The organism is Caulobacter sp. HMWF025 (assembly GCF_003060965.1).
GTDB lineage: Bacteria > Pseudomonadota > Alphaproteobacteria > Caulobacterales > Caulobacteraceae > Caulobacter.
The window spans coordinates 1-12,422 of record NZ_QAII01000035.1 but is presented as its reverse complement, the minus strand read 5'-3'; the positions used below and the strand labels follow the sequence as shown (position 1 = coordinate 12,422).

Annotated in this window: 12 protein-coding genes; 10 read left to right on the top strand and 2 right to left on the bottom strand. The window is 68.9% G+C overall.

Annotated features, from left to right (window positions below; genetic code table 11):
• Positions 1–50: 50 nt before the first annotated feature.
• The 4 genes from leuC to leuB all read left to right on the top strand — a co-directional run bounded on the left by leuC (position 51) and on the right by leuB (position 3,638).
• Positions 51–1,511, top strand: a complete 1,461-nt coding sequence (gene leuC / locus DBR10_RS04780) for a 3-isopropylmalate dehydratase large subunit (protein WP_108503716.1) — start codon at positions 51–53, stop codon at positions 1,509–1,511.
• A complete protein-coding gene (gene leuD, locus DBR10_RS04775; RefSeq protein ID WP_108490441.1) occupies positions 1,511–2,119 on the top strand; it encodes a 3-isopropylmalate dehydratase small subunit in 609 nt (202 codons plus the stop codon). The genes leuC and leuD overlap by 1 nt, the downstream gene beginning before the upstream one ends.
• A gap of 137 nt (positions 2,120–2,256) precedes the next feature.
• Entirely contained in the window at positions 2,257–2,559 is a 303-nt protein-coding gene (locus DBR10_RS04770; RefSeq protein WP_108490442.1) for a putative quinol monooxygenase, read from the top strand.
• A 26-nt stretch (positions 2,560–2,585) separates the two neighbouring features.
• Complete coding sequence (leuB, locus tag DBR10_RS04765; protein WP_108503715.1) at positions 2,586–3,638, top strand: 3-isopropylmalate dehydrogenase; 1,053 nt, start codon at positions 2,586–2,588, stop codon at positions 3,636–3,638.
• An 18-nt stretch (positions 3,639–3,656) separates the two neighbouring features.
• Here the strand turns inward: leuB and DBR10_RS19245 are convergent, their stop codons facing one another.
• A complete protein-coding gene (locus DBR10_RS19245; protein WP_177486171.1) occupies positions 3,657–3,827 on the bottom strand; it encodes a hypothetical protein in 171 nt (56 codons plus the stop codon).
• 149 nt (positions 3,828–3,976) lie between these two features.
• Between DBR10_RS19245 and DBR10_RS04760 the strand changes: the two genes are divergently transcribed.
• Positions 3,977–5,614 (top strand): long-chain fatty acid--CoA ligase, encoded by a 1,638-nt coding sequence (locus DBR10_RS04760; RefSeq protein ID WP_108503714.1) that lies wholly within the window; start codon positions 3,977–3,979, stop codon positions 5,612–5,614.
• A gap of 56 nt (positions 5,615–5,670) precedes the next feature.
• Positions 5,671–7,845 carry a prolyl oligopeptidase family serine peptidase gene (locus DBR10_RS04755; protein ID WP_108503713.1) on the top strand — a complete coding sequence of 725 codons (2,175 nt, stop codon included), beginning with the start codon at positions 5,671–5,673 and terminating at the stop codon, positions 7,843–7,845.
• Between the two features lie 20 nt (positions 7,846–7,865).
• Here DBR10_RS04755 and DBR10_RS04750 read toward each other — a convergent pair whose 3' ends face one another.
• On the bottom strand, positions 7,866–8,861 hold the full coding sequence (locus DBR10_RS04750) for an aldo/keto reductase (RefSeq protein WP_108503712.1): 996 nt from the start codon (positions 8,859–8,861) through the stop codon (positions 7,866–7,868).
• A 103-nt stretch (positions 8,862–8,964) separates the two neighbouring features.
• On the opposite strand from DBR10_RS04750, the gene DBR10_RS04745 reads away from it, so the two are divergent.
• The 4 genes from DBR10_RS04745 to DBR10_RS04730 all read left to right on the top strand — a co-directional run.
• On the top strand, positions 8,965–9,870 hold the full coding sequence (locus DBR10_RS04745) for a LysR family transcriptional regulator (RefSeq protein ID WP_108503711.1): 906 nt from the start codon (positions 8,965–8,967) through the stop codon (positions 9,868–9,870).
• A 124-nt stretch (positions 9,871–9,994) separates the two neighbouring features.
• Positions 9,995–11,023 (top strand): aspartate-semialdehyde dehydrogenase, encoded by a 1,029-nt coding sequence (locus DBR10_RS04740; protein ID WP_108503710.1) that lies wholly within the window; start codon positions 9,995–9,997, stop codon positions 11,021–11,023.
• Between the two features lie 95 nt (positions 11,024–11,118).
• Positions 11,119–12,033, top strand: a complete 915-nt coding sequence (gene rarD / locus DBR10_RS04735) for an EamA family transporter RarD (protein WP_108503709.1) — start codon at positions 11,119–11,121, stop codon at positions 12,031–12,033.
• 35 nt (positions 12,034–12,068) lie between these two features.
• The coding region (locus DBR10_RS04730) for a serine hydrolase (protein WP_146187820.1) at positions 12,069–12,422 on the top strand (354 nt) is incomplete at its 3' end.

Sequence of the window (12,422 nt, the reverse complement as noted above, 5' to 3'; positions counted from 1 at the left end):
CCCGGGGGCGGGACTGGATTTTCACGCATGATCCGCCCTATATCCCCGCCATGTCCGGCCAACCCTCCCCCCAATCCGCGCCCAGAACCCTGTACGACAAGATCTGGGACGCTCACCTCGTCAGCGAAACCGGCGGCGAGGCGATCCTCTATATCGACCTGCACCTGATCCATGAGGTGACCACGCCCCAGGCCTTCGCCGGCCTGCGCGCGGCGGGTCGCAAGGTGCGCCGTCCCGACCGCACCCTGGCCGTGGCCGACCACAATATCCCGACCGAAGGCCAGGGCCTGGGCGTCGATGCCGTAGCCGACGAAGAGGCCCGGCTGCAGCTGAAGACCCTGGCCCGCAACGTCGCCGACAACGGCATCGAGTTCTTCCCGATGGGCGACATCCGCAACGGCATCGTCCATGTGGTCGGCCCCGAGCAGGGCCGCACCCAGCCTGGCATGACGATTGTCTGCGGCGACAGCCACACCTCGACCCACGGGGCCTTCGGGGCCCTGGCTCACGGCATCGGCACCTCCGAGGTCGAGCACGTCCTGGCCACCCAGACCCTGCGCCAGAAAAAGGCCAAGAACATGCTGGTCCGCGTCGACGGCCAGCTCGGCCCCGGCGTCACCGGCAAGGATGTGGCGCTCGCCGTGATCGGGGCCATCGGCACGGCCGGCGGCACCGGCTATGTCATCGAGTTCGCCGGCGAGGCCATCTCGGCCCTGTCGATGGAAGGCCGCATGACCCTGTGCAACCTGACCATCGAGGGCGGGGCCAAGGCCGGGCTGATCGCCCCGGACGACAAGACCTTCGCCTATATCCAGGGCAAGCCCGCCGCCCCCAAGGGCGCGGCCTGGGAGATGGCCCTGGCCCACTGGAAAACCTTCTCCACCGACGAGGGCGCGGTGTTCGACCGCACCGTGGTCATCGACGGATCGGCCCTCGTGCCGATGGTCACCTGGGGCACCTCGCCCGAGGACGTCATTCCGGTGACCGGCAATGTCCCTGATCCCGAAAGCTTCGCCACCCCGGACAAACGCGCCGCCGCCCACCGGGCGCTGGACTATATGGGCCTGACCGCCGGCCAGCCGATCTCGGAAGCCCGCATCGACCGGGTGTTCATCGGCTCGTGCACCAACAGCCGCATCGAGGACATGCGTGCCGCCGCCGCCGTGGTGCAGGAAGCCTTCCTGCACGGCCGTCTGGTCGCCGACCACGTGCGCGCCATGGTCGTGCCGGGCTCGGGCCTGGTGAAGGAACAGGCCGAGGAAGAGGGGCTGGACGCCATCTTCAAGGCCGCCGGTTTCGACTGGCGCGAGCCGGGCTGTTCGATGTGCCTGGCCATGAATCCCGACAAGCTGGCCCCGCAGGAGCGCTGCGCCTCGACCAGCAACCGCAATTTCGAAGGCCGCCAGGGCCGCGGCGGCCGCACGCATCTGGTGTCCCCCGCCATGGCCGCGGCGGCGGCGATCGCGGGCCATCTGGTGGATGTGCGGACCTTCCTCGAGGAGACTGTCTGATGCAGGCCTTCATCCGCCTTGACGGCCGTGCCGTCCCCCTGTCGCTGGCCAATATCGACACCGACCAGATCATCCCCAAGCAGTTCCTCAAGACCGTGGAGCGCGAGGGTCTGGCCAAGGGGCTGTTCTACGATTTCCGCTTCGACGGCGAAGGCCAGGAGATCAGCGACTTCGTCCTGAACCGGCCGGAGTACAAGGGCGCGTCCGTGATGATCGCCGGCGACAATTTCGGCTGCGGCTCCAGCCGCGAGCACGCCCCCTGGGCCCTGATGGACTTCGGGATCATGGCCGTGATCTCCACGAGCTTCGCCGACATCTTCTACAACAACTGCTTCAGCAACGGCCTGCTGCCGGTGGTGCTGGCCCCCGAGGAGGTCGCCCAGCTGATGGACGAGGCCAAGGGCGGCAACCACATGGTCAGCATCGACCTGGAAGCCCAGACCGTGATCTCGCCCTCGGGCAAGACCTTTGCCTTCCAGATCGATCCGGTCCGCAAGGACAAGATGCTGCGCGGCCTCGACGCCATCGGCGAGACCCTGCTGCACGGCAGCGATATCGACGTCTTCGAAAGCAAGCGGGCGCTGGACCGGCCCTGGCTGGAAGCTTGAGGCCTTAAAAACTGTCATCCCGGTCAAGCGCGAAGCGCGTAGAACCGGGACCCAGGGGGCGGCGCATTGCGGTTGCCCCTGGGTCCCGGCTCTCCCCTGCGCTACGGCCGGGATGACAAGTATCTTGGACAACACCCATGACCATCATCCTCGCCGGCACCATCCGCCTCCCGCCCGAGCGTCTGGCTGATCTGCGTCCGCACCTGCGGGCCCAGGTCGAGGCCAGCCGCGCCGAGCCCGGTTGCCTCGACTATGCCCTGACCGAAGATCCCCTCGATCCGGGCCTGATCCGGGTTTATGAGCACTTCGTCGACGAAGACGCCCTGGCGTTTCATCGCGCCAGCCCGCACATGGCCGCCTGGCGGGCCAGCTGGCCCGATCTGGGCGTTGGCGACCGCCGCATGTCGTCCTTCGACGTTTCCGACTACCGCGAAATCTAAGCCGCAAGATCTGAAGAGAGCCTCCCATGTCCACGCTTCTCCTCCTGCCGGGTGACGGCATCGGTCCCGAGGTCTGCGAGCAGGTGCGTCGCGTCGCAGCGGCCCTCACGCCCGATCTGGTGGTCGAGGAGGCCATCTATGGCGGGGCCAGCTATGATGCCCACGGCACCCCCCTGACCGACGAGGTCCGCGACCGGGCCCTGGCCAGCGGCGCGGTGCTGATGGGGGCCGTCGGCGGGCCGAAGTGGAAGGACGCGCCGCGTCACCTGCGCCCGGAAGCCGGCCTGCTGGGCCTGCGCAAGGCGATGGACGTCTATGCCAACCTGCGCCCGGCCTACTGTTTCGAAGCCCTGGCCGGGGCCTCCAGCCTGAAGACCGAGCTGGTCTCGGGCCTCGACATCATGTTCGTCCGCGAACTGGTCGGCGGTGTCTATTTCGGTGAGCCGCGCGGCATCGAGGACCTGCCGGACGGCCAGAAAAAGGGCTTCGACACAGCCGTCTACACGACCAGCGAGATCGAGCGGGTCGGACGCGTGGCCTTCGAGCTGGCCCGCGGTCGCACAAACAAGGTCCACTCGGCCGAGAAGTCCAATGTCATGGAGTCGGGCCTGTTGTGGAAGCAGGTGATCACCGACCTGCACGCCCGCGAATATCCGGATGTCCAGCTGGAGCACATCCTGGCCGACAACTGCGCCATGCAGCTGGTCCGCGCCCCCAAGCAGTTCGACGTCATCGTCACCGACAACCTGTTCGGCGACATCCTGTCGGACGCGGCAGCCATGCTGACCGGCTCGCTGGGCATGCTGCCCTCGGCGGCGCTCGGCGCAGCGGGCAAGCCCGGTCTCTATGAGCCGATCCACGGCTCGGCTCCCGACATCGCCGGCCAGGGCGTGGCCAATCCGCTGGCCGCCATCCTGTCGTTCGAAATGGCTCTGCGCTGGTCGCTGGGCCGGGCCCCGGCCGCTGATACCCTGCTGGCCGCCGTCAAGGCCGCCCTGGACGCCGGGGCCCGCACCCGGGATCTGGGCGGGACACTTTCGACGGTGGAGATGGGCGACGCGGTCCTCGCCCAGCTCTGAGGCCGCCGCCCCGAGGCCTCAGGCCTTCGGGGCGAGGTCCGGTCGCGATGCCAGAAAGGCCGCGCGTTCCTCGTCGGTCAGGACCTTGGCGCTCTTGCGCCGCGCCACCATCGGCGCAGGCCGGGCATAGGCCTCGGCGCGGCCTGACGATGGCTTGAGATCGGCCAGGCGTTTGATCGGCGGCTTCATGTGTTCCCCTGTTCGCAGAGCCGGAGCCCGCTGAAGACTAGGCGGCTTTCGGTGACGATGCGGTGACGTCGTCCGTCCTTGCACCCTCTTCCCCAACCCCCGCCATACGCCCTACGCTCCTCCCAACCACAAAAAGGGGAGCGCCGCGCATGACACCGGGCCTGATGCAGACCACGCCGCTGATGATCAGCGGGATTCTCACCTATGCCCGGCAGGCCCACGGCGCGCGCGAAGTCGTTTCCAAGCTGATCGACGAGCCCCTGTGGCGCTATGACTATGCGGGTCTGGCCCGCCGTTCGGCCCGGCTGGCCCATGCGCTGCGGCGGCTGGGCGTCCAGCCCGGCGACCGGGTCACTTCCCTGGCCTGGAACACCCACCGGCACCTGGAGCTGTTCTATGCCGTGCCCGGGATCGGGGCGGTACTGCACACGGCCAATCCGCGGCTGTTCGACGAGCAGATCATCTACACGATCAATCACGCGGAAAGCGGGGTTCTGTTCTTCGATCGTAACTTCGCGGCCCTGGTCGAGCGGATCGCGCCGCATCTGACGACGGTGCAGACCTTCGTCATGCTGTCGGACGAAGAGCGCACCAGCCCTGGCACGGTCGGGGCGCTCAGCTACGAGGGCCTGATCGCCGGCGAGGCTGATGCGATCGACTGGCCCAGCTTCGACGAAAATGCCGGGGCCTTCCTCTGCTACACCTCGGGCACCACGGGCGACCCCAAGGGCGTGCTCTATTCACACCGGGCGGTGGTGCTGCACGCCATGGCCGGCGGCCTCAACAGCGCCTTCGGCTTCACCGCCTTCGACGTGGTGATGCCGTGCTCCAGCCTCTATCACGCCACCGCCTGGGGCCTGCCGTTCAGTGCCCCGATCTGCGGGACCAAGCTCGTCCTGCCGGCCGACAAGATGGACGGAGCCTCGCTGCATGCCCTGATCGAGGGGGAGGGCGTCACCTTCACCGGCGGCGTGCCGACCATCTGGACCATGTACCTGACCTGGCTGGACCAGACCGGCCAGCGGCCGGGCAGCCTGAAGCGCGTCGTGATCGGCGGCAGCGCCGTGCCCCGCGCCATGGCCGAGACGTTCAAGCGGCTCTATGGCGTCAGCGTCCTGCAGATCTGGGGCATGACCGAGACCTGCCCGATCGGGGTGGTCGCCACCCCGACCCCGTCGCTGGCCGCCCTGGGCGAAGAGGCCATGGACGAGGCCATCTGGACCCGCCAGGGCCGGCTGCAGTTCGGCATCGAGCTGAAGGTCGAGGCCGAGGACGGCAGCGATGCCCCGCGCGACGGCGAGACCTCGGGCGCGCTGAAGGTGCGCGGCCCCTGGGTGGTGAAGCGCTATTTCCGCCAGGAGGCCGATGCCGCCGAGGCCGACGGCTGGTTCGATACCGGCGACATCGCCACCCTCGACGACCATGGCTTCATGCGCATCACCGACCGCCAGAAGGACGTGATCAAGTCGGGCGGCGAATGGATCAGCTCGATCGATCTGGAGAATGTCGCGGTCGGCTGCCCGGGCGTGAAGATCGCCGCCGTGATCGGCGTGCCGCATCCCAAGTGGGAGGAGCGGCCGCTGCTGGTCATCGAGACCCATGAGGGTGTCGCGCTCAGCCGGGCCGAGGTGCTCGACTATCTGGCCCCGCGCATCGTCAAGTGGTGGACGCCGGATGACGTGGTGTTCGCGGCCGTGCCCCTGACCGCGACCGGCAAGATCGACAAGAAGGTGCTGCGCACCGCATGGCGTGAACACCTGCTCGGCGAGACCCCCGCCGGTTCTTGACGAACGGCGGTTTTCCAAGCCTGATCGCCGCGGCTGGACGGTGAGGGGGACACGCCATGCGACAGGTCTTGTTGGCCTTGGGTCTGAGTGCGGCTGTGGCCTTGCCGGCCCTGGCGCAGCAGCCGCCGGCCGCGCCGGTCCGGCCTGTCACGGATGTCTATTTCGGTGAGGCCGTCGTCGACGGCTATCGCTGGATGGAGGCCCGTCCGCCCGAGTTCGACGCCTGGATGAAGGCCCAGGATGCAGTCACCCGCAGCGAGATCGCCGCCCTGCCCGGCCGCAAGGCCCTGGGGGACGAGATCGCCGCCATCAGCGCCGCCGCCGTCGTGCCGTCGCGGCCCGTGCAGCGCGGTGACCAGCTCTATTTCCAGAAGCGCCCGTCCGGGGCGGCCGTAAACCGGCTCTATGTCCGCAACGTCGCCGGAGGACCGGTCCGCGAACTGATCGCGCCCGACAGGTTGTCGGACGAGGGCGGCGCGGCCAGCCTGCAGGCCGTCTCGCCGTCGCCGGACAATCGCTACCTGGCCTATACGATTGGCCGCGGCGGCTCGGAGGATGCGGTCCTTCACGTGATGGAGATCGCCACCGGCAAGGTGCTGGCCGAGGCCATCGACGGGACCCGGTTTGCCCTGCCGGAATGGGCCCCCGACAGCAAGAGCTTCTACTATTCGCGCCTCAAGGCCCTGAAGCCCGGCGACAGTCCCGAGGAGCGCTTCAAGGACCAGGCCCTCTGGCGGCATGTGGTCGGCGAGGATCCGGCCCGCGACCAGTTGGTCTTCGAGGCCAGCCGCCCGGACAGCACGCTGGGCCGTGATGGCGGGCCGTTGCTCTACTGGCCGACCCGTTCGGACTGGGTATTCGCCTTCCTCTTTGACGGGGTCTCGCCCTACGGACTGGCCTGGGTGTCGCCGGCCTCTGCGGTTGCGGCCGGCAAGCCCGTCTGGCGCAAGATCGCCGGGGCGGAAGACCGCCTGATGCTGCTGGGCCTGGGCGGTGACCAGGCGGCCGTTCCCGTCGTGCGCGGCGACCGTGCCTGGGTCGCGACGACCCTGAATGCGCCGCTGGGCCGGTTGATCGACCTTGATCTCAAGGCCCCGAACTTCGCCCATGCCCCCGAAATCGCCTCCGGCAACGGCGGTGCCCTGGTCGCCGCCACCCCGGCCGCGGACGGGCTCTATGTCATCCGGGCCCAGGGCGGAGCCTATGAGGTCCAGCGGCTGGGCTGGGACCGCAGCCTGTCACGCCTTGCGACGCCGTTCCCGGCCGCCATTGGCTTCAGTACCAGCGATCCGGACCGGCCCGGAGCGGTCCTGGGCCTGGAGTCCTGGGCCCGGCCGTCGGAGCTCTTCCAGTTCGGCGGCAATGGCCCGGCCAAGAGCCTGGCCCTCGCCGAGCCGATGCCGGTCGATCTCTCCGACATCGTCATCGAGCGGATCGTGGGCAAGGCCGCCGACGGCACGGCCATTCCGGTCGACATCATGCGCCTGAAGTCGCTCAAGCTGGACGGCCGCAACCCGACGATGCTGGAGGGCTATGGGGCCTACGGCGTCTCCAGCGATCCGATCTTCTCGGCCCGCCTGATCCCGTTCGTGAAGCGCGGCGGGATCTATGCCTCGGCCGTGGTCCGGGGCGGCGGCGAATATGGCGAGGCCTGGCACCTGGCCGGCAAGGAAGCCAGCAAGCCCAACACCTGGCGCGACTTCATCGCCGCCGCCGAGGCCCTGATCGACAAGGGCTATACCTCGAAAGACCGCCTGGCCGGATCGGGCACCAGCGCCGGCGGCATCCTGATCGGCCGGGCCGTCACCGAGCGGCCGGACCTGTTCGCCGCCGCCTTCATGGGCGTGCCGATGACCGACATGCTGCGGTTCGAGACCACGCCCGGTGGTCCGGCCAATGTCGCCGAGTTCGGCTCTGTCGCCACGCCGGAAGGCTACCGCGCCCTCAAGGCCATGAGCCCGCTGGTCCATGTCGTCGACGGGGTGCGCTATCCGCCGATCCTGATCACCGCCGGCATGAACGACGGCCGGGTGCCGGCCTGGGTGCCGGCCAAGCTGGCCGCGCGCCTGCAGGCCGCCAGCACCGGCGGCCCCGTGCGCCTGCGGGTCGATTTCGACGCCGGCCACGGCATCGGCTCGACCAAGGCCCAGCGCGACGCCCAGGCCGCCGACGTCCAGGCCTTCCTGCTGCAGGCCCTCGGCGCGCCGGACTTCCAGCCCAAGCGCCCCTAGGGGCCGACGCGAGTGGGCGCTCAGCGCTCGCTGTCGAGGTGGGCCATCATCGCCTCGGCGTAGCGGGTGCCGGCCACGGCCCCGGCCGGCACGGCGGCGGCGATGGCGGCCAGGTCCTCGTCTGACAGGGTGAGGCTCAGGGCCCCCAGGGCCTCGGCCAGACGGTCCCGACGCCGGGCCCCGATCAGCGGCACGATGTCGTCGCCCCGGCTGGCGACCCAGGCGATGGCGGCCTGGGCGGTAGTCACGCCCCGGGCCTCGGCGACCGCGCGCAGCGCCTCGACCAGGGCCAGGTTGGTGTCGAGATTGTCGCCCTGGAAGCGCGGGCTCATGGCCCGGAAGTCCCGGCCGCCGCCGGCACCGGCCTTGGTCCAGTGGCCGCTGATCAGGCCGCGCGACAGCACGCCATAGGCGGTGATGCCGATACCCAGCTCGCGGCAGGTCGGCAGGATGTCGGCCTCGATGCCGCGCGAGACCAGGGAATACTCGATCTGCAGGTCGACGATCGGCGCGACGGCGGCGGCCCGGCGGATCGTCGCGGCCCCGACCTCCGACAGGCCGATGTGGCGGATGTAGCCGGCCTGGACCATTTCGGCGAGCGCGCCGATGCTGTCCTCGATCGGCACGGACGGGTCCAGCCGCGAGGGGCGGTAGATGTCGATGTAGTCGACGCCGAGGCGCTTGAGGCTGTAGGCGAGGAAGTTCTTGAGGGCGACCGGACGGCTGTCGTAGCCGAGGAAGGCCCCGGCCGGATCGCGCAGGGCCCCGGTCTTGACGCTGAGCACCAGGTCCTCGCGACGATGGCGCTTCAGGGCCTCGCCGATCAGCAGCTCGTTGTGGCCCATGCCGTAGAAGTCGCCGGTGTCGATCAGGGTCACGCCCTGGTCGACGGCGGCGTCGAAGGTGGCCAGGCTCTCGGCCCGGTCGCTGGGGCCGTACATGTCCGACATGCCCATGCAGCCGAGGCCGAAGGCGGAAACGACGGGACCGGTCTGGCCGAGCTGATGCGTCTTCAAGGGGGTCTCTCCGGGGGCTGGGGTCTGTGTGGAGGGTTATGCGCCTGAACATGTCGTGCGATAATCCGCTCAAACCTGCACGACCCGTTCGGAATTTCGCACAATGCAACAGGCTGATTTCGCCGATCTGGATGCCTTTACGGCCGTGGCCCGGGCCCGGGGCTTTCGCGGCGCGGCCGCCGTGCGCGGCGTCTCGGCCTCATCGCTGAGCGAGGCGGTGCGGCGGCTGGAGGCGCGGCTGGGTGTGCGGCTGCTGAACCGCACCACCCGCAGCGTGACGCCGACCGAGGCCGGTCAGACCCTGCTGGACCGCCTGACCCCGGCCCTGGCCGACGTCGCCCTGGCCCTCGACGAGGTCAATGCCTTCCGCGACAGCCCGACCGGGACCCTGCGGCTGAACGTGCCCAACGTCGTGGCCCGGGTGATCCTGCCCGGGCTGCTGCCGCGCTTTCTGGCGGCCCATCCCGGCGTCTCGGTGGAGGTGACGGCCGAGGACACCTTCATCGACGTGCTGGCGGCCGGCTTCGATGCCGGGGTGCGCTATGACGAGCGGATGGAGAAGGACATGATCGCTGTGTCCCTGGCCGGGCCGCAGCGGTTCGTGGTGGCCGGCGCTCCGGCCTATTTCGCCGCCCGGGGCCGGCCCGCCCATCCCCGCGAGATCCTCGACCACGCCTGCATCCGGCACCGCTTCCCCAGCGGGGTCAGCCACCCCTGGGAGTTCGAGAAGGACGGCGAGGTGATCAAGGTCAGCCCCACCGGCCCGCTGGTCTCGACCAGCATCGATCTGGAGCTGGCGGCCTGCCGGGCCGGCGTGGGTTTGATCGCCACCTTCGAGGACTTCGTGGCCGAGGACCTGGCGGCGGGCCGGCTGGAGGCGGTGCTGGAAGACTGGCTGCCGCCCTTCACCGGGCCGCTGCTCTATTATCCCAGCCGCCGCCACATGCCGGCCCCGCTGCGGGCCTTCGTGGATTTCGTGAAGGCGGAGCGGGTCCGTTTCAACTGGTGAAAACTTGCCGCACCCGGCCTGTCCTATCAGCGCTGGCAGAAACCCTTGCCTTGCCTCGGGCGCTTTGGGGGCGTAACGGGTCGCCATCTTCCAGGGTCGGAAGACAATCGAATTGGAGACCGCTATGGGTTACCGGGTCGCCGTGGTCGGCGCCACGGGCAATGTTGGCCGTGAGATGTTCAACATCCTCGAGGAGGTGAAATTCCCCGTCGAGAAAATGCACGCCATCGCCTCTCGTAAATCCATCGGCGTCGAGGTCTCGTTCGGCAACCAGATCCTGCGCTGCGAGGACCTGGAGCAGTTCGACTTCTCCAAGGTCGACATCGTGCTGATGAGCGCCGGCGGGTCGATCTCCAAGGCCTGGGGCGAGAAGATCGGCGCGGCCGGTCCAATCGTGATCGACAATTCCAGCCACTTCCGGATGGATCCGGACGTGCCGCTGGTCGTGCCCGAGGTGAACCCCGATGCAGTGGATCACCTGCCCAAGAACATCATCGCCAACCCCAACTGCTCGACCGCCCAGCTGGTCGTGGTGCTGAGCGCCCTGCACAAGGAAGCCAGGATCCGCCGCGTCGTCGTCTCGACCTATCAGTCGGTGTCGGGCGCGGGCAAGGAAGGCATGGACGAGCTCTGGGACCAGACCAAGGGTGTGTTCGTGCTGGGCGCGCCGCCGCCCAAGAAGTTCACCAAGCAGATCGCCTTCAACGTCATCCCCCACATCGACGTCTTCATGGACGACGGCTTCACCAAGGAAGAGTGGAAGATGACCGTCGAGACCCACAAGATCCTCGATCCGGCCATCAAGCTGGTCGCCACCTGCGTCCGCGTGCCGGTCATGGTCGGCCACTCGGAGTCGGTGAACATCGAGTTCGAGACTGCCCTGGACGAAGATGATGTCCGCGAGATCCTGCGCGATACCGACGGCGTCGTGGTCGTCGACAAGCGCGAGGACGGCGGCTACATGACGCCGAAGGAAAGCGCCGGCGAGTTCCCGGTCTATGTCTCGCGCATCCGCAACGACCCGACCGTCGAGCACGGCGTGGCCCTGTGGTGCGTGGCCGACAACCTGCGCAAGGGCGCGGCCCTGAACGCCGTGCAGATCGCGCAACTGCTGCATGAGAAGGGTCTCATCAGGCAGAAACTCCCGGCCTAAGACTCCCGTCCGCAAATAGCGGGTGGACGTTTCAGGGGCTCCCGGGACCTAAGGGTTCCGGGAGCCCTTTTCGATTCTGACCAAAGGACGACGCCATGTCGGCGGATGTGACCAAGACCCCTGACGAGAGCCGGACCGCGCTGATGGCGGCCGTGGGCTGCTACACCCTGTGGGGCTTCCTGCCGCTCTATTTCCACGCCCTGGCCCTGCAGGGCGTCGGCCCGTGGGAGATGATCGCGCACCGTACCCTGTGGGCCGCGCCCTGGGCGTTTCTGGCCGTGCTGCTGGCCCGGCAGGCGGGGCAGGTGGCAGCCGTGCTGCGCCAGCCCAGGACCCTGCTGATCCTGGCCTGCTCGACGGCCGCCATCTTCATCAACTGGTCGATCTATGTGCTGGCGGTCAATGCCGGGCACGTCATCGAGGCCAGCCTCGGCTATTACATCAACCCGCTGATGACCATGGCGGCCGGGGCGGTCCTGTTCCGCGAGCGCATCAGCCGCGAGGGCGCGATCGCCATCGGTCTGGCCGCGATCGGGGTGGCGATCCAGACGGCGGCCCTGGGCCACCTGCCGTTGGTCGCCCTGGGCCTGGCCCTGAGCTTTTGCCTCTATGGCATCCTGCGCAAGCAGGTGAAGGCCGACGCCCAGACCGGCCTGTTCATCGAGTGTGCCTATCTGGCCGTGCCGGGCCTGATCTATGTGCTGCACCTGCAGTCGACCGGGGCGGGCCATTTCGGCGCGGGCACCGGGGTCAGCGCCTTGCTGCTGCTGGCCGGGCCGGTCACGGTCGTGCCCCTGGCCCTGTTCGCCTGGTCGGCGCGCCGCATGCCGCTCAGCGCCATGGGCTTTCTGCAGTTCATCGGTCCGACCCTGCAGTTCGGCATCGGTATCGCCCTCGGCGAGGCCTTCACCCCGCTGCGGGCCCTGTCCTTCCTGTTCATCTGGGCCGGGGTGGTGGTCTTCGCCTACGGGGCCTGGAAGCGGACGAGGACGGTGGCGCAAGCGGTCTGACGGCGCCAGTCTTCGGAGCCTGATCCGGAGACCCCATGCCGACCCGCCGCACGCTGCTGACCGCCGTCGCCGCCCTGGGCCTGGGGGCCGGGACGCCCGATCCCTATGACCGACTGCTGCAGGGCGAGGGCGACCTGTCTGCCGCCCTGCCGGCCCTGGCCGGGGTCCGGTTCCGGGGCGGGGACGTGCAGAAGTCCGTGGCCCGGGGTCTCGCCGATGTCGTCGGCGGACGCGCCCTGTCGCCGGCCAGCCCGGCCCGCATCGCCTCGATCTCGAAACTGGTCACGGCGCTGGGCTTCATGACCCTGGTCGAGGCGGGGCGGGTGGGGCTGGACGATCCGGCCTCTGACCTTCTGGGCTTTGATCTGCGCCACCCGTCTTTCCCGAAG